17 protein-coding genes are annotated in these 17273 nt (G+C 65.3%); 9 read left to right on the forward strand and 8 right to left on the reverse strand.

Annotation, left to right across the window (positions count from 1 at the left end; genetic code table 11):
- Positions 1-46: 46 nt before the first annotated feature.
- The 4 genes from WG898_RS21665 to WG898_RS21680 all read left to right on the forward strand — a co-directional run bounded on the left by WG898_RS21665 (position 47) and on the right by WG898_RS21680 (position 5983).
- Complete coding sequence (locus WG898_RS21665) at positions 47-1969, forward strand: PrkA family serine protein kinase (protein WP_339604859.1); 1923 nt, start codon at positions 47-49, stop codon at positions 1967-1969.
- A 13-nt stretch (positions 1970-1982) separates the two neighbouring features.
- Positions 1983-3263 carry a YeaH/YhbH family protein gene (locus WG898_RS21670; protein ID WP_339604860.1) on the forward strand — a complete coding sequence of 427 codons (1281 nt, stop codon included), beginning with the start codon at positions 1983-1985 and terminating at the stop codon, positions 3261-3263.
- A gap of 86 nt (positions 3264-3349) precedes the next feature.
- Positions 3350-4858, forward strand: a complete 1509-nt coding sequence (locus WG898_RS21675) for a SpoVR family protein (RefSeq protein ID WP_339604902.1) — start codon at positions 3350-3352, stop codon at positions 4856-4858.
- Between the two features lie 96 nt (positions 4859-4954).
- The gene (locus tag WG898_RS21680; protein WP_339604861.1) at positions 4955-5983 is read left to right on the forward strand and encodes a hypothetical protein; all 1029 of its coding nucleotides are present in this window, start codon (positions 4955-4957) and stop codon (positions 5981-5983) included.
- Here WG898_RS21680 and WG898_RS21685 read toward each other — a convergent pair.
- On the reverse strand, positions 5980-7401 hold the full coding sequence (locus WG898_RS21685; RefSeq protein WP_339604862.1) for an FAD-binding oxidoreductase: 1422 nt from the start codon (positions 7399-7401) through the stop codon (positions 5980-5982). The genes WG898_RS21680 and WG898_RS21685 overlap by 4 nt on opposite strands.
- Before the next feature lie 149 nt (positions 7402-7550).
- On the opposite strand from WG898_RS21685, the gene WG898_RS21690 reads away from it, so the two are divergent.
- From WG898_RS21690 to WG898_RS21700, 3 genes are all read left to right on the forward strand, one after another.
- Complete coding sequence (locus WG898_RS21690; RefSeq protein WP_339604863.1) at positions 7551-7790, forward strand: hypothetical protein; 240 nt, start codon at positions 7551-7553, stop codon at positions 7788-7790.
- A gap of 160 nt (positions 7791-7950) precedes the next feature.
- Positions 7951-9894, forward strand: coding sequence for a methyl-accepting chemotaxis protein (locus WG898_RS21695; protein ID WP_339604864.1), 1944 nt, complete (start codon positions 7951-7953; stop codon positions 9892-9894).
- 44 nt (positions 9895-9938) lie between these two features.
- Positions 9939-10514, forward strand: coding sequence for a cob(I)yrinic acid a,c-diamide adenosyltransferase (locus WG898_RS21700; protein WP_339604865.1), 576 nt, complete (start codon positions 9939-9941; stop codon positions 10512-10514).
- A gap of 4 nt (positions 10515-10518) precedes the next feature.
- Here WG898_RS21700 and WG898_RS21705 read toward each other — a convergent pair whose 3' ends face one another.
- Complete coding sequence (locus WG898_RS21705; RefSeq protein WP_339604866.1) at positions 10519-11496, reverse strand: helix-turn-helix transcriptional regulator; 978 nt, start codon at positions 11494-11496, stop codon at positions 10519-10521.
- 120 nt (positions 11497-11616) lie between these two features.
- Here WG898_RS21705 and WG898_RS21710 point away from each other — a divergent pair, with 120 nt between their 5' ends.
- Positions 11617-12666, forward strand: coding sequence for a hypothetical protein (locus tag WG898_RS21710; protein ID WP_339604867.1), 1050 nt, complete (start codon positions 11617-11619; stop codon positions 12664-12666).
- Positions 12667-12682: 16 nt separating this feature from the next.
- Here WG898_RS21710 and WG898_RS21715 read toward each other — a convergent pair whose 3' ends face one another.
- The 6 genes from WG898_RS21715 to WG898_RS21740 all read right to left on the reverse strand — a co-directional run bounded on the left by WG898_RS21715 (position 12683) and on the right by WG898_RS21740 (position 15503).
- The gene (locus tag WG898_RS21715; RefSeq protein WP_339604868.1) at positions 12683-12901 is read right to left on the reverse strand and encodes a hypothetical protein; all 219 of its coding nucleotides are present in this window, start codon (positions 12899-12901) and stop codon (positions 12683-12685) included.
- Between the two features lie 49 nt (positions 12902-12950).
- Positions 12951-13406 (reverse strand): PIN domain-containing protein, encoded by a 456-nt coding sequence (locus tag WG898_RS21720; RefSeq protein ID WP_339604869.1) that lies wholly within the window; start codon positions 13404-13406, stop codon positions 12951-12953.
- Positions 13403-13795, reverse strand: coding sequence for an AbrB/MazE/SpoVT family DNA-binding domain-containing protein (locus tag WG898_RS21725; protein ID WP_339604870.1), 393 nt, complete (start codon positions 13793-13795; stop codon positions 13403-13405). Before WG898_RS21725 ends, WG898_RS21720 begins: the two co-directional genes overlap by 4 nt.
- A 101-nt stretch (positions 13796-13896) precedes the next feature.
- Positions 13897-14415: a GNAT family N-acetyltransferase gene (locus tag WG898_RS21730; protein WP_285234510.1), complete on the reverse strand. Its 519-nt coding sequence runs from the start codon at positions 14413-14415 to the stop codon at positions 13897-13899.
- A gap of 95 nt (positions 14416-14510) precedes the next feature.
- Entirely contained in the window at positions 14511-15179 is a 669-nt protein-coding gene (locus tag WG898_RS21735) for a 3'-5' exonuclease (protein WP_339604871.1), read from the reverse strand.
- Between the two features lie 6 nt (positions 15180-15185).
- Positions 15186-15503 carry a nucleotide pyrophosphohydrolase gene (locus tag WG898_RS21740; RefSeq protein ID WP_339604872.1) on the reverse strand — a complete coding sequence of 106 codons (318 nt, stop codon included), beginning with the start codon at positions 15501-15503 and terminating at the stop codon, positions 15186-15188.
- A 428-nt stretch (positions 15504-15931) separates the two neighbouring features.
- Between WG898_RS21740 and WG898_RS21745 the strand changes: the two genes are divergently transcribed.
- Complete coding sequence (locus WG898_RS21745; RefSeq protein ID WP_339604873.1) at positions 15932-17266, forward strand: dicarboxylate/amino acid:cation symporter; 1335 nt, start codon at positions 15932-15934, stop codon at positions 17264-17266.
- Positions 17267-17273: the final 7 nt, after the last annotated feature.

A 17273-nucleotide genomic window follows, 5' to 3' on the forward strand; every position in this document is an offset into this window, starting at 1 on the left:
CCGCTGCCGGACCCGGCGTCGCCTCCCACGTACACAGGAGGTCAGCATGGACGTGATCAGCAGCTTTGCCGCACGCTACGAACGCACCCGCGTCGAGGAACTCACGCTTGAGGAATACCTCGCCGAGTGCAAGCGCAATCCGCTCGCCTATGCCAGCGCCGCCGAGCGCATGCTGCAGGCCATCGGTGAGCCGCAGTCGGTGGACACCCGCCATGACCAGCGCCTCTCGCGCCTGTTCGCCAACAAGACCATCAAGCTCTACCCCGCCTTCGCCGAGTTCTACGGCATGGAAGACGCGATCGAGCAGGTGGTGAGCTATTTCCGCCATGCCGCGCAAGGCCTGGAAGAGAAGAAGCAGATTCTCTACCTGCTGGGTCCGGTGGGCGGCGGCAAGAGCTCGATCGCCGAACGCCTCAAGCAATTGATGGAGCGCGTGCCCTTCTACGCGCTGGCCGGCTCGCCGGTGAACGAGTCGCCGCTGGGCCTGTTCGATGCCGTCGAGGACGGCCCGCTGCTGGAGAAGGAATACGGCATCCCGCGCCGCTACCTGAACCGCATCCTCAGCCCCTGGGCGGTGAAGCGCCTGGACGAGTTCGGTGGCGACATCCGCCGCTTCAAGGTGGTGAAGCGCTATCCCAGCGTGCTCAAGCAGATCGGCGTGGCCAAGACCGAGCCGGGCGACGAGAACAACCAGGACATTTCCTCGCTGGTCGGCAAGGTCGATATCCGCAAGCTCGAGACCTATGCGCAGGACGACCCCGATGCCTACAGCTATTCCGGTGGCCTGTGCCTGGCGAACCAGGGCCTGCTGGAGTTCGTGGAGATGTTCAAGGCGCCCATCAAGGTGCTGCACCCGCTGCTGACGGCCACGCAGGAGGGCAATTTCAAGGGCACTGAGGGCTTCGGCGCGATTCCCTTCGACGGCATCGTGCTGGCACATAGCAACGAGAGTGAGTGGAAGACGTTCCGCAACAACAAGAACAACGAGGCCTTCCTGGATCGCATCTACATCGTCAAGGTGCCTTACTGCCTACGCGTCAGCGAAGAGGTGAAGATCTACGAGAAGCTGATCCGCGGCTCATCGCTGGCCGACGCCAAGTGCGCCCCCGGCACGCTCAAGATGATGAGCCAGTTCGCCATCCTGACGCGCCTCAAGGAGCCCGAGAACAGCTCGCTGTACTCCAAGATGCAGATCTACGACGGCGAGAACCTCAAGGACACCGACCCGCGCGCCAAGAGCTACCAGGAGTACCGCGACTACGCCGGCGTCGACGAAGGCATGAGCGGCATCTCCACGCGTTTTGCCTACAAGATCCTCTCCAAGGTCTTCAATTTTGATTCCAGCGAGGTGGCGGCCAACCCGGTGCACCTGATGTATGTGCTGGAGCAGCAGATCGAACGCGAGCAGTTCCCCAAGGAGCTGGAAGACAAGTATGTCGGCTTCATCAAGGAGCATCTGGCACCGCGCTATGCGGAGTTCATAGGCAAGGAGATCCAGACCGCGTATCTGGAGAGCTATAGCGAATACGGCCAGAACATCTTCGACCGTTACGTCACCTATGCCGACTACTGGATCCAGGACCAGGAGTACCGCGACACCGACACCGGCGAGGTGTTCGACCGCTCGGCCCTGAACGCCGAGTTGGAGAAGATCGAGAAACCGGCGGGCATCAGCAACCCCAAGGACTTCCGCAACGAGATCGTCAACTTCGTGCTGCGCGCGCGTGCCAACAATGCCGGCAAGAACCCGGCCTGGACCAGCTACGAAAAGCTGCGCACGGTGATCGAAAAGAAGATGTTCTCCAACACCGAGGAGTTGCTGCCGGTGATCAGCTTCAACGCCAAGGCCAGTGCCGACGAGGCCAAGAAGCATGAGAACTTCGTGCAGCGCATGGTGGACAAGGGCTACACGGCCAAGCAGGTGCGCCTGCTCTGCGAGTGGTACCTGCGCGTAAGGAAGAGTTCTTGAACCAGGAGCACAAATGCTGCAACAGATCATCGATCGGCGGCTCTCGGGAAAGAACAAATCGATAGGCAATCGCGAGCGCTTCCTGCGCCGCCACAAGGAGCAGATCCGCGAGGCGGTGCGCCGCGCCGTGGACGGGCGCGGCATCCGCGACATGGAGCGCGGCGAGGATGTGCATATCCCCAAGAAGGACCTCAGCGAGCCGGTGTTCGGCCATGGCGAGGGCGGGGTGCGCGAGGTGGTGCGGCCGGGCAATACCGAGCATGTGAAGGGCGACCGCGTGCCCAAGCCCAAGGGCGGCGGCCAGGGCCAGGGTGGCGGCAAGGCGAGCGACTCCGGCGAGGGCGAGGACGATTTCGTCTTCCACCTCAGCAAGGAGGAATTCATGCAGGTCTTCTTCGAGGACCTGGCCCTGCCCAATCTGGCCCGCACCACCCTGGCCGACACGCCCGAGTACAAGACCCACCGCGCCGGCTATACCAGCGACGGCACGCCCACCAATCTGCATGTGGTGCGCTCGATGCGCGGCGCACTCGCCAGGCGCATTGCCCTGGGCATGGGCAAGCGGCGCGAACTGCATGAACTGGAAGAGCGGCTGGAACTGCTCAAGCGCGAGGACGCCGGCAAGCCCGATGTGAAGGCGCTGATCGCCGAGACCGAGGCGCGCATCGCGCTGCTGAAGGAACGCGTCGCCAGGATTCCCTTTCTCGACCCCATCGATCTGCGCTTTCGCAGCCGCGTCCGGGTGCCGGTGCCGACCACCCGCGCGGTGATGTTCTGCCTGATGGATGTGTCGGGCTCGATGGACGAATCGCGCAAGGACCTGGCCAAGCGCTTCTTCATCCTGCTCTACCTCTTCCTGACGCGGCACTACGAGAAGATCGACGTGGTCTTCATCCGCCACCACACCCAGGCCCAGGAGGTGGATGAGCAGAACTTCTTCCACGCCACCGAAACCGGCGGCACGGTGGTCTCCTCGGCACTGGTGCTGATGGAGCAGATCATCCGCGAGCGCTATTCCCCCACCGAATGGAATATCTACGGCGCCCAGGCCAGCGACGGCGACAACTGGCACCACGACAGCGGCCGCTGCCGCGAGTTGCTGGCCGAGAAGATCCTGCCCCTGTGCCGCTACTTCGCCTATGTGCAGGTGGCCGAGCAGGAGCAGAACCTCTGGGAGGAATACAGCAAGCTGGCTGACGAGGGCTACGCCTTCGCGATGCGCAAGGCGGTGGAGGTGGCGCAGATCTACCCGGTGTTCCGTGACTTGTTCAAGAAGGAAGGAGCAAGCACATGAGCGACGCAGAAAATCGCCGCAATATCGGCCGTGCGGCCGATAGGCACGAATACGGCGGGCGCCGTTGCAGTCAGCCTCAGCGTGAAATGAAACCATTGGCCAAGCGCCCCGCCCAGCACCTGCCTAGTCCCAGCGACTGGACCTTCGAGCTGATCGACGAGTACCACGACGTGATCCGTGCCACCGCCGAGCGCTATGGCCTGGACACCTATCCAAACCAGCTCGAAATCATCACCGCCGAGCAGATGATGGACGCCTACGCCTCGGTGGGCATGCCGGTGAACTACCGACATTGGAGCTATGGCAAGGAGTTCATCGCCACCGAGCGCAACTACAAGCGCGGCCAGATGGGCCTGGCCTACGAGATCGTCATCAACTCCGACCCCTGCATTGCCTACCTGATGGAGGAGAACACCATGGCAATGCAGGCCCTGGTGATCGCCCATGCCTGCTACGGCCATAACAGCTTTTTCAAAGGCAACTACCTGTTCCGCATGTGGACGGACGCCTCGTCCATCATCGACTACCTGGTCTATGCCAAGAACTTCGTGGCCGAATGCGAGGAGCGCCATGGCATGGACGCGGTGGAGGCCTTGCTGGACTCCTGCCACGCGCTGATGAACCATGGCGTGGACCGCTATCGCCGCCCGGCCAAGCTCTCGCTGGCCGAGGAGCGCGCCCGGCTCAAGGACCGCGAGCATTACGCCCAACAGCAGATCAACGACCTCTGGCGCACCCTGCCGCGCCGCGCCGACAAGGAGGCCGAGGCACTGGGCGCGCGCCGCTTCCCCGAGGAGCCGCAGGAGAACATCCTCTACTTCATCGAGAAGAACGCGCCCCTGCTGGAGCCCTGGCAGCGCGAAGTGGTGCGCATCGTGCGCAAGATCGCCCAGTACTTCTACCCGCAGCGCCAGACCCAGGTGATGAACGAGGGTTGGGCCACCTTCTGGCACCACCGCCTGCTTAACCAGATGTATGACGACGGGTACTTGAGCGACGGCATGATGATCGAGTGGCTGAAGTCGCACACCAATGTGATTGCCCAAGCGCCCATGGCCAACCTCAACCCCTATGCGCTGGGTTTTGCCATGTACACCGACATCAAGCGCATCTGCGAGGCACCCACCGAGGAGGACCGCCGCTGGTTCCCCGACATCGCCGGCAGCGACTGGCTGCCCACCCTGCACCATGCGATGCGCAACTTCAAGGACGAGAGCTTCATCGGCCAGTACCTCAGCCCGAACCTGATGCGCGAGTTCCGCCTCTTCTCCATCGTCGACGACGAGAAGCTCAAGGATTACGAGATCTCGGCCATCCATGACGAGTCTGGCTACCAGCATGTGCGCGAGGCACTCTCCAAGCAGTACGACCTCTCCACCCGCGAACCCAATATCCAGGTCTGGAACGTCAATCTGCGCGGCGACCGTTCGCTGACACTGCGCCACACCCAGCACATGAACCGGCCGCTGCACGAAACCGCTCAGGAGGTGCTCAAGCATGTGGCGCGCCTGTGGGGCTTTGCCGTGCATCTGGAAAGCGCCAACGCCCTGGGCGACATCACCCAGCGTTGGAGCGTGCCCGCCCCCGAGCACTGAGCCTTGAATTGCGGGGCTTAGGTGCCGCACTTGCGGCGTGCGCAAGGCGGGCCGGCTCCTAGAATTTGCAGGCTAATGCTTGCCCAGGGAGTTCCCATGTCCGTGCTCATCAACTCTCGGCCCGGCCGCCTGGCTGCCTTGGGCGTGGCCGCGCTATGGGCCACATGCCTGGCAGCCTGCGGTGGCGGGGGCTCCTCCGACAGCAGCGGCAGCAACCCGACCGACAACCTCTACGCCGCCAGCTCCGAGGCGCAGAAGGCGGTGGAAGGCAGTCTGAGCGCCGCCAATGCCGCGGTCAGCAAGAGCGTGGTGCTGGGCCAGAACCCCTTGTTCGACCTTGGCAGCCCCAGCGCCACAGCCGCCGCGAAGGCCGCGGCCAGGCCGCGCGCGCATGCCGTGCTCAGCAAGCCGCAAGCCGTCGAGGCATTCACCTGCGTGGAACTGGAGCTGTTCACCGGCCCCTGCACCGGCTCGGCCACGGTGGAGGCCAATTTCGCGGCAGGCGCCGCCAAGATCCCGGCCGGCAGCTTCATCGCGATGAGCTTCACAAATCTGGCCGGACCGGTCGACACGCTAGCGATCAGCATGAGCGGCCAGTACCGCATCGACTTCCTCAGCGAGGTCGACAGCAAGGCCAGCAGCTACGCCAACGCCCACCTCAAGCTCAGCACCACGGCCTTCGCCGGCAAGCTGGGCGACTACAGCTTTGGCCCCGATAGCTCGGTGGCCCTGGTGGACTACGACGCCAGCGGCGCCCCCACGCTCACCATCGGCGAGCTGGTGCTGAGCAAGGTCCAGCTGGAAGGCCCGCTCAGCAACACCCAGTACCGTCTGGCCAACGCCCAGGTGCGCCAGCCCTACTGGGCCAGCGGCAGCAGCAACAAGATCGACTACCTGCTCCAGCCCTGGGAACTGAAGGCCGCGCGGCCCGCCCCGGGCTCGACCGCCACGCTGGCCGCCAGCAACGCCGCCAGCGCCAAGGTGGAGGTCACCGCCTCGGCCGCCGCCAGCGTGGTCTATGCGGTGCAGATCAGCGCGGCGGGCACCACCAAGCGCTACACCGTCACCGCCAGCTATGCCAGTGGCAGCGACACGCCCAGCTACGGCGTTGCCGAGTTGAACTAGATGCGAAAGATCTTGCCTGGATTCATGATGTTGTGAGGATCCAGCGCGCGCTTGAGCGTGCGCATCAAGGCCACCGCCTCCTCGCCCGCCTCCTCGACCAGAAAGCCCTGCTTGTGCAGGCCGATGCCATGCTCGCCGGTGCAGGTGCCCTCCAGCGCCAGCGCGCGCGCCACCATCTGGTGGCTGAGGCGCTCTGCGGTCTCGCGCTCATCGGGCTTGGTCGGGTCGATCAGATAGCCCAGATGGAAATTGCCGTCGCCCACATGGCCGACGATGAAGTAGGGCATGCCGGCCTCCTCCACCTCCCGCACCGAGGCATTGATGCTTTCTGCCAGACGCGAGATCGGCACGCAGGTATCGGTGGTGACGCAACGGCAACCCGGCCGCGTCTGCAGGGCCGAGAGATAGGCATGGTGGCGCGCGGCCCAGAGCCGGCTGCGCGCCTCGGGCGTGGTGGCCCAGTCGAAGTCTTCGCCACCGAATTCGCGCGCAATCTCCTGCGCTGTGGCGGCCTGCTCGGCCACGCTGGCCGGCGAGCCATGGAATTCCATCAAGAGCATGGCGGCCTCGCGCAGGCCCAGGTGGTCGTGCAGGTTCACCGCCCGCACCGTGTTGGCGTCCAGCAGCTCGCAGCGTGCGATCGGCACGCCCATCTGGATGATCTGTATGGTGGTCTGCACCGCCGCGTCTACGCTGGGAAAGAAGCACACCGCCGCCGACACCGCCTCGGGCAGCGGATAGAGCCTGAGCGTCACTTCGGTGATCACGCCCAGCGTGCCCTCGCTGCCCACATACAGGCGGGTCAGGTCGTAGCCGGCGCTGCTCTTGCGCGCACGCGTGCCGGTCTGCACGATCTCGCCCTGCGCCGTCACCACCGTCAGGCCCAGCACGTTCTCGCGCATGGTGCCGTAGCGCACCGCATTCGTACCGCTGGCGCGCGTGGCCGCCATGCCGCCCAGCGAGGCATCGGCGCCCGGGTCGATGGGAAAGAACAGGCCCTGGTGACGCAGCTCGTCGTTGAGTTGCTTGCGCGTCACGCCGGCTTGGCACCTCACGGTCAGGTCCTCGGCATGCACGCGCAGGATCTTGTTCATGCGCGACACATCCAGGCTCACCCCACCCTGCACCGCCAGCAGATGGCCTTCCAGCGAGGTGCCGGCGCCATAGGGGATCACCGGCACGCGGTGCTGCTGGGCCAGCGCCACGACCAAGGCCACCTCCTCGTTCGTTTCGGCAAACACCACCGCATCGGGCGGCGGCACGTCGAAGGGCGACTCATCCCGGCCATGCTGCTCGCGCAGCGCCAGCGCCACCGAGCAACGGCCGCCAAAGCGTGCTTGCAAGGCCAACAGCATGGCCGGCGGCAGCGGCCGCGGCGCGTCATCGGGCAGCAGCTCAAGGGGCATGGCAGCATGCATGGCAAGGTCCTTCGAACCGGTGGAAGCTGCATTCTAGGAAGCGCGGGCTGAACCCATGCTGAAGGCTTGCGCTCACGCAAGCTGCGCCACTTGTGCGGCCGACGCCGCGGTGCCACCATCGTGCCACGCGCACAGCCTGGAGGCCCCCTATGTCCGACCTTGTTTCATCCCTGCTGATCCTGTTGGTGCTGGTGCTGGCCCTGGCCGGTGCGGTGCGCTTTGATCTCTTGCCTGCCATCGTGCTGAACCTCTTCAAGGCCCCCAGCCCGCCGGTACCGCCGCCACCCACCGAGCTGCATCATCGCGCCGGGTTCCCCGAACCTGCCGAACCCGCGCAATCGCAGATGGCGCGCAAGCCAGACTTTCATCGCAGCGGCCGGCGCGGCTGACGCCCTGCCGCGAATAAGGGCTGGCCGGCCCCGGCCCGACTGCGTAGACTAGCAATGGCCAAGTCAGCGGTCCTGTTGCCCAAGAGCACAGGTGGGAGCACGCGCTGAGTCGTTCGGGTGGCATGGCTGCCGCCCTTTTCGCGCTCTAAGGAGAATCTCCATGAGCCTGCTGAACCGACTCACCATCCGCCGCAAGCTCCTGCTGTTGAGCCTGCTGGTCCTGCTGGCACTCAGCATCCCCTCGGCCTTCCAGATCAAACAGGCACGCGACCTTGCCGCCGCCGCGCAGGGCGAGCTCGATGGCCTGGCGCCGGCACGCCAGCTCGTCAAACTCACCCAGCTGACCCAGCAACACCGTGGCCTCTCGGCCGCGCAACTGGGCGGTAACAGCAAGGTTCAGGACGCGCGCGCGGCCAAGAACGCCGAGGTCCAGAAGCAATTCGCCAAGCTGGGCGACATGCTGACCCAGCTGGAGTTGACCGAGCCCATGCGCAAGACTTGGCAGAACGCCCAGCAGCAGTGGCAGACGCTGTCCGGCGAGGTCGACGCCAAGTCGCTGAAGGCGGCGCAAAGCAGCAGCAAGCATGCGCAGCTGATCGCGGTCTACTTCACCCTGCTCGATCAGCTGGTGGACCAGTCGGGGCTGATCCTGGACCCCGAGGCCGCCACCTACTTCCTCATCACCGCCAGCCTGGTCAAGCTGCCACTGGCCACCGAGGCCATGGGGCAGGCGCGTGCGCGCGGTGCCGGCTTCCTGGCCGAGGCCCAGATCGGCCCGGAAGGCCGCACCATGCTGACCGGCCTGGTTCAGCAGGCCTCGGACCAGCACAGCGGCATGGTCGCGGCCTTCGAAAAGAGCTTTGCCGTCAACGCGGACTTGCGGCAGCTGCTCGGCGGCCAGGTCAGCAGCCTGGCCAGCCAGGTGGAAGGCTCTTTGCAGCTGACACGCCAGGAGCTCGTCGCCGCCACCGAGCTCAAGTACCCGGCGCCCGACTACATCGCCAGCTACACCAAGACCATAGACGCGATGTTCGTCTGTGGCGAGCAGGCCATGGACGCGTTGGAGAAGCTGCTGAGCCAGCGCCTGCACGAGCTGCAATGGAGCAGCTGGATCGTGCTGATCCTGCTGGCGCTGATGATGACCATCATCCTGCTGTTTGCACGCGGCATCTCGCGCAGCATCGTCGTGCCGCTCGGTCACGCGATGGCATTGGCCGATCAGATTGCGCGCCGCGATCTGAGCGGCGACGTCGATGCCAGCTCCAGGGACGAGATCGGCCAACTCAACCAGTCGTTGCTGGCAATGCGCGACGGCCTGCGCGGCGTGATTGGCGAGGTGCGTGGCAATGCCGACCATGTAGCCCACGCCTCGCAAGAGCTGGCCCAGGGCAACAACGACCTCTCGCAACGCACCGAGCAGCAGGCCTCGGCACTGCAGCAAACCGCCAGCTCAATGGAAGAGCTGACCGTGACGGTGCGCAGCAATGCCAGCCAGGCGGCCGAGGCCAGTGGGCTGGCTCAACGTGCCTGCGAGGTCGCACTGAACGGCGGCCAGGCGGTGGCGCAAATCATCAGCACCATGGGCGATATCGAGGCCAGCAGCCGGAAGATCGAGGAGATCATCGCGGTGATCGACAGCATCGCCTTCCAGACCAATATCCTGGCCCTGAACGCCGCCGTCGAGGCGGCCCGCGCTGGCGAGCAAGGGCGCGGCTTCGCGGTGGTGGCCTCCGAGGTGCGCGCGCTGGCGCAGCGCAGCGCCGAGGCCGCCAAGCAGATCAAGCAGCTGATCGCCACCAGCGTCGATCAGGTGGGCGCGGGTGCCAAGCTGGTGAATGGCGCGGGCGTCACCATGCAGGACACCGTCAACTCGATCCGTAGCCTGGCCGAAATGGTGGCGCGCATCAGCCAGGCCTCCTCCGAGCAGACCGGTGGCCTGGTGCAGATCAATGAGGCGGTATCGCATATGGACGAGCTGACGCAGCAGAACGCTGCCCTGGTCGAACAGACCGCGGCGGCCGGCATGAGCTTGCGCGAACAGGCGGAACATCTGGCCGAGTTGGTGAACACATTCCGCGTGCCCGGCATGGGCAGCAAGGCTTGAGGCAAGATGCGGGCTTTACCGGCCCGCAGAGCTTCATACGAACAATGGCAAACCGACTTTCCCAGATAGCCACCCGCACGGGTGACGACGGCACCACCGGCCTCGGCGATGGCAGCCGCGTGCCCAAGAACCACCTGCGCGTGCAGGCCATGGGCGATGTGGACGAACTCAACTCCCAGCTCGGCGTGCTGCTGGCCGAGCCCCTGCCCGAGGCTGTGCGCGAACTGCTCATCACCATCCAGCATGAGCTTTTCAACCTCGGCGGCGAACTCTGCATGCCGGGCTATGCGCTGCTAAAGATGGACGCGGTGCTGCGCCTGGACCAGGCGCTGGCCGATCACAACGCCAATCTGCCGCGCCTGAAGGAATTCATCCTGCCTGCCGGCACGCGCAGCGCCGCCATCGCCCATGTGTGCCGCACGGTGGCGCGGCGCGCCGAGCGCGCCGTCGTCACCCTGGCCGGCGCCGAGACCATCAACGAGGCGCCGCGCCAATACCTGAACCGGCTCTCCGACCTGCTCTTCGTGCTGGCCCGCGTGCTCAACCGCGCCAACCTCGACGGCCTGGGCGGCGACGACGTCTACTGGCACAGCGAACGCCTGAAGCAGCAGGGCGACTGAGCGTTCAGTCCAGCGCCGCCGCTGCTTCTTTGAGCCGCTGGGCGTAGGCCTGGCGCAGCGCGGCCGGCGCCTCCACCCGCACCTGGCCGGCATGACGCAGCAGGTCCATCAGCAGCTCGGTGGCGTCCACATAGGGCAGCTCCAGGCGCCAGCGGCCGTCTTCCAGCCAGGCGCTGCGCTGGCTCGGATGCCATTCCTCGCGCGCCACCCATTGCGCCGCCGCGGCGCTGAACACCAGCGTCGCCCATTGCGTCTTGCCGCCTGCAAAGATGCCGTAACCCTGGTCCAGCTCGGCCTCCAGCTGCTTGCTGCTCACCGCCTTGGCCTTATCCTCCAGCGCTTGGGCCTGCTCGATGGCATCGAGCGCGAAGCGCCGGAAACCCTCGCTCTGATGGCACCAGGCGTCCAGGTACCAGGTATTTCGGTAGTGCACCAGGCGCTGCGGTGAGACCACGCGCTCACTGACGCTGGCACCACCGGCTGCACGTTTGCGATAGCGCAGGCGCAGGCGCTGGCGCTTCACCACCGCACTGCCCACCGTCTCGAAATGCTCGGAGGGCACGCGCCGACGGGCGGTGACGATGAGCTTGACGCGCCTGGTGAGCTCGCGCGCCTCGGCCTCGTCGCTGCCCAGCATGCCGCTGAGCTTGTCGAACATGGGCTGCAGATGGCGCGTCAGCAAGCCCTCCTCGTCCAGGCTGGACATCAGCTGGTGCATGGTCAAGAGCGCATGCAGCTCCTTCTCGCTGAACCAGACGCCGGGCAGCTCATGTTTTGCGCCGCGCCATTGCTGGCCGAAGCGGTAGCCATTGGCCATGGCGTCGTACTCGATCGGCGCATCCATACGCTCGCGCAGGTACTGCAAGTCGCGCTTGAGCGTCGCGGGCGAGACCTCCAGCGCCTCCAGCAGCGCGGCGAAGCTGACGCATTCGCGTGCGCGAATCAGCATCTCGATCTTGTAGAAGCGCTCGGTCCGGTCCATGCCCTCTCCCGTATTTACCCCTGGTTTGAGCTGGCTCACGCCATGAGCTAGCCAGCGCCCACACTGTGCCATATGGTTCCTGACAAGCGTGTGGCAGGTGCCTTAACTGGAGCAACAACCATGGCACAGATCGCAGCAGCATCCCGCGTTACCCAAAGTCGCATCCCCGCGCAGATCGAACTGGGCATCACGCCCGACGAGGTCCGGATGCCGGATCTGGCCCCCCTGCCCGCCGGCAAGCGCGTCGGCTTCGAACTCGGCTGGGACTACGCCCATCATGGCGTCACACCACCGGTCGAACACCTGTTTAGCAACTCGCCGCTGCGCCAGGGCTGGCAGGCCGGCCAGGCCACCTTCGGCCGCCGCACCCTGAAGGCACGCCCGCACACCCTGCTGTGGCTGCAGCTGCGCACCCATGCCTGGACACGCGGCCGCCACTTCGAGACCCTGCTGCTGACGCCCAACTACCTGCAGCAGCTCGACACCGACTGGTGCCCCATCACCCGCCATGCGCTGGACCAGCGCTCGGTCGACCGCGTGCGCGACGACGCCGGCTATGCCGCCGGCAACCTCGCGGTGATGAGCCCCGCCGCCAACCAGGCCAAGGCCGGCCATGGCTGGGCCGAGGCCAGCGAGATCGCGCGCAGCCTGGCCATCGGCCCCTTCAAGGAAATCGCCGGTCTCGGCAGCCAGGAATGGCAGCGCATTGCCGTGCTGTGCAGCTTCGTCACCGAGCTGCCGCATGAACAGGCGGCACTGATCCCGCTGCATCTGCTGCCACCGAACCGCCTGCGCCTGTTCAATCCCATCCAGGCCTTGCAGGCCCTGGTGACGAGGCAGCTCGCCACGCCCGGCTGGAGCCAGCGCCTGGCGCGCATCGAGGCGCTGCTACCCGCCGATGCCCTGCGCGCCGACTTCAACCGCTTTGTGCTGGCCCTGGTGCCGCGCGTGCTGCAGCGCCAGGGTCAGCTGATCAAGCCGCAGGAGATCCGCTGGGCCCTGGAAGATGCCTGGAGCGACGCGCTGGTGCAAAAGCGCTGGGCCAGGTTTGCCCTGCACATGACGGCGACCCAGGCCGAGGCAGTGCTGCACAAGGCGGTGGCCAAGAAGCTTTGCCCCTTGCGCGTGCAACAGCATGCCCATGCCACCGAGGGTTGGGCCCTGCCCTGAGAGCCGCTCGCTCAGCTCAGGCCGGCAGGCCCTGGTGCAGCCGCTCCAGCGTGCCCGCCTGGTCTTGCAGGGCCACGAAATAGCCTTGCTCGGCGAACCATTGAGCCCAGTTCATGGCCAGTTGCCTGTTCGGTAGCCAGGGCCCGGTTCTGTCCATCTGCACTCGGTTCTGGCGGCGTTCGTAGAACACCACCCTCCACATGTTCTTCGAGATCTTGTTATCAAAACTACTCATAGCGCTAGCAATGTATCAAGACCCGGCAAACGTCGCTGCGAACTACTCCTCATAGTTCGGCCACCAGCATTTCGACGCTACGCAAATCGCACATGGCGCGCGCCATTGCGCTGCGACTGCGCTTCAGCCAGAGCTGCAGGGCGGGATCGTCGCTCACCAGCAGGCCGGCCTGGCCGGCCGCGGCCAGTTCCAGCGCCGACCAGGCCGCTGCCCCCAGCCCGGCGGGCGCGGGCTTGGACAGTGGCCGCAGCACCTCGGCATAGGGCAGGAAGTCGGCCAGCAACTCCTGCTGCTGCGCCGGGTTCAGGCCGAAGCCCGCAAAGGCCAGGCCGCGCATCAGCTGTTGCGCCATCGCCGGGCTGACCAGGGGCCGGATGCGGCCCGCTTGCCAGGCCTGGCGCAGCGCCGTGGCGCGGCCATCGCCACGCAGCAGGCTGGCCAGCAGCACGCGTGCATCGATGGCCACGCGCAAGGCCTGCGCGGCAGTGCTTTTTCGACCACTCATTTGCGGCCGACGCGGCGCGCGCTGCCACTCAATGGTTTTGCGGCCGTTTTCTTGGCCACCAGCGGTTTCTTTCTGGCCGGCGCTTTTCTGCGCGCCGGCGGTTTTTCCTGAGCCAGCGCCCTCTCAATGGTTTTGTCGCTCAGATCGAGCTCGGCCAGCTTGGCTCTGAGGGCATCGCCGCGCTGGATGCGCACCGGTGTCAGCACGATTTGCCCGGCCTTGGTCTGCACGTCGAAGTACTGCACCGGACCCAGTGCTTCCGTCACGCTTTTCGGCAGGGTCAATTGATTCTTGGAGGTGATCTTCGCGAGCAATTGGAGGAGAGTCAGAAAGTAAGGAGGCATTACTTTAGCGCTTTCCGACAGTCGCCCGGCGCTCAGGCAAGACATGACCCCATGCGCCATAAGTGAGACGCGCAACTAAATAGTCATGCTTCGAACGAAAAAAAGCCCGGTCGTGCCGGGCTCTCTGATTCTTTCCGTCCGGCCGCTCAGACCAGCGAGCGCTGCAGGCGCAGCTCCTCGAGGCGCACATTGCCCACCTCGGTGGTCTTGGTGGTGTTGAGCTCGCGCTTGAAGCCGGCCAGCTCGAAGAAGCGCAGCGCGCGCTCGTTGCGCAGATAGGTCCACAGCGTGACCTTGGTGCAGCCCTCTTCCTGTAGGCCGTCGCGGGCGGCGTCCCACAGCGCCAGGCCCACGCCCTTGTCCCAATGCTGGGGCGCCGCATACATGGCCCAGATCTCGCCGGTGCTGGAGGGCGTGCCCTTGTCTCTCGAACGGTCGAAGCCCACAAAGCCCATCATCTCGTTATCGATGTGGGCAACCATCACCTGGGGTTCGCAGAGGTCGATCGCCTCGCGCCAGAAGGCCTGGCGCTTTTGCACCGAGAAGCTGTCCAGCGTGGCTTCGGGCAGCAGACCCTTGTAGGCGTCCTGCACGGCTGCGACGTGGATTTCGGCAATGGCTTTGGCGTCGCGCAGGCTTGCGGGACGTACCTGAATACTCGGCATACGAAGAACCAGTGGGTCGAAAATGAAAACGAAGGGCGGAATTTTCCCAGCGAAATACGCCATCCCGGCCGCTTGACAGCGCGATATTTTCGTCTTCAGTTTGCGTGCAGCAGCGCCTGGCCATGGGCTCGGCGGGTCTTGGCATAGTCCTGCACGCAGCGCTTCAGCGCCGTCCTGGCGCTGCGTTGCAGGCGCGCGAGCAAGCCATGCACCACCGGCACGCCGCCCAGCTCGGCGGCATAACGCTGGGCCAGATCGTCCTGCATGCGCAGCAGCAGATGGGCGGTGGTCTGCGCATCTGCCAGCGCGCGGTGCGCGCGGCCGGTGTCGGGCAGGGCGTGGTAGCGCGCCAGCGTGCCGAGCTTGCAGTTCGGCGCCTCCGGATAGAGCCGCCTGGCCAGCAGCACGGTGCAGGCGAACTCGTGCGCCGGGTCGCGCTCGCAACCGGCGCGCTCGAGCTCGAAATGCCAGAAGCCGCGATCGAAAGACGCGTTGTGCGCCACCAGCGGGCAGCCTTGCGTGAAGCGGGCCAGCTCGCGCATCACCGCCTCGGCCGGCGGTGCCTTGGCCAGCATGGCGTTGCTGATGCCGGTCAGTTGCTCGATGAAGGGCGGCACCCAGACCCCCGTGCGCATCAGGCTCTGGAACTCGTCCACCACCCGGCCATCGCGCACCAGCACAGCGGCAATCTCGGTGGCCCGGCCGCCGCTCTGCGGCGACATGCCGGTGGTCTCGAAGTCGATGACGGCAATGGTCTCGGACATGGCGGTTCAGCGCTTGGCGGGGTACTTCAGCGCGTTCTTGGCCAGCTTGGCCTCCACCGCCGCGGCCACATCGACGCCGCTGTGGTCGGCGATCTGCAGCAGGTAGAGCAGCACATCAGCAATCTCCTCGCCCAGGTGCTGCTGCCTGGCGGGATCCTGTGCGATCGCCTGCGATTCCTCGGGCGTCAGCCACTGAAAGATTTCCACCAGCTCGGCGGCCTCGACCACCATGGCCATGGCCAGGTTCTTGGGCGTCTGGTAGGGCTCCCACTGGCGCTCGGCGGCAAAGGCGCGCAGTCGGGATTGGAGCTCGGCGATGTTCATGGGCCGCGAGTGTGCATGGGCCGAGCGCCGCCGCCAAGCGCAGCGTGCGCCAGGGCTGCGGCAGGACAACAGCATAGAAAAAGGGGCGCCCACTGTTTTCAACAACATTGTTTTAGATAAGGAATTGGTAGCCGTAGTAGAGCCGGCGCGTTTCTGTGGATAAGCGCATTTTCTCCAGTCAAGACAAGGGCTTGGAAAATTCACAAGCATGTGCGCGCGGGCCTCTTTTGTGGGCGCATTGATCTACAACAACTTGGCCACGAGGCCCCTGCCTGTGGACAACAGCCTTGTTGCGCAAGACTTGTCCACAGACTTGTGACTGGACAGGCCAGCGGCCATGGTGCAGGCGTCGAAATCTGCATTTCCACGTACAGACTTCGGCCCTGTTGCCATGCAACATGCTGCGCAATACCCCAAGGAATCGCGCCATGAAGTCCAGCCAGCCCATCTACAAATCGCTTTATGCCCAGGTGATCTTTGCCATCTTGGTGGGGGTTGCGCTGGGGCATTTCTATCCCGAGAGCGGCGCCGCCATGAAGCCGCTGGGCGATGGCTTCATCAAACTCATCAAGATGATGATCGCGCCCATCATCTTCTGCACCGTGGTGGTGGGCATCGCCGGCATGGAAGACATGAAGAAGGTCGGCAAGACCGGCGGCCTGGCCCTGCTGTACTTCGAGGTCGTTTCCAGCCTGGCGCTGGTGATAGGCCTGCTGGTGGTGAACCTGGTGCACCCCGGCAGCGGCATGAATGTGGACCCGGCCGCGCTCGACACCAAGGGCATCGCCGCCTACACCGGCCCCGGCAAGATGCAGAGCACCACCGATTTCCTGCTCGCCATCATTCCCAGCACCGTGGTCGATGCCTTTGCCAAGGGCGAGATGCTGCAGGTGCTGCTGATCGCCACCCTATTCGGCTTCGCCCTGCACCGCTTCGGCGGCCGTGGCACCCTGGTGTTCGACCTGATCGAAAAGGGCTCGCATGTGCTCTTCGTGATCATCGGCTACATCATGAAGCTGGCCCCCATCGGCGCCTTTGGCGCGATGGCCTTCACCATCGGCAAGTACGGCCTGGGCTCGCTGGTGCAGCTGGGCCAGCTGATGGCCAGCTTCTACCTGACCTGCCTGCTCTTCATCTTCGTGGTGCTGGGCGGCATCGCGCGCGCCCACGGCTTCTCGATCTGGAAGTTCATCAAGTACATCAAGGAAGAGCTGCTGATCGTGCTGGGCACCTCGTCGTCCGAATCGGTGCTGCCGCGCATGATGGCCAAGATGGAAATCCTCGGTGCGCGCAAGTCCACCGTGGGCCTGGTGATCCCCACCGGCTATTCCTTCAACCTCGACGGCACCTCGATCTACCTGACCATGGCCGCCGTCTTCATCGCCCAGGCCACCAACACGCCCATGACCCTGACCCAGCAGCTCACCCTGCTGGCGGTGCTGCTGCTCACCTCCAAGGGCGCGGCGGGCGTGACGGGCAGCGGCTTCATCGTCTTGGCGGCCACGCTCTCGGCGGTGGGTGGCGTGCCGGTGGCGGGACTGGCCCTGATCCTGGGCATAGACCGCTTCATGAGCGAGGCGCGCGCCCTCACCAACCTGATCGGCAACGGCGTGGCGACCCTGGTGGTGGCCAAGTGGACCGGCGATCTGGATGTGGCCCAGATGCAGCGCCACCTCAACAACGAGACCGCGCTGGAGGCCGATGCGCCCGAGCAGGTGCTCGACGCGGTGGACCAGCACATGCCGACCAACAAGCCCGCCTGAGCGCTGC

Source organism: Paucibacter soli, from assembly GCF_037482845.1.
Taxonomy (GTDB): Bacteria; Pseudomonadota; Gammaproteobacteria; order Burkholderiales; family Burkholderiaceae_C; genus Paucibacter_B; species Paucibacter_B soli.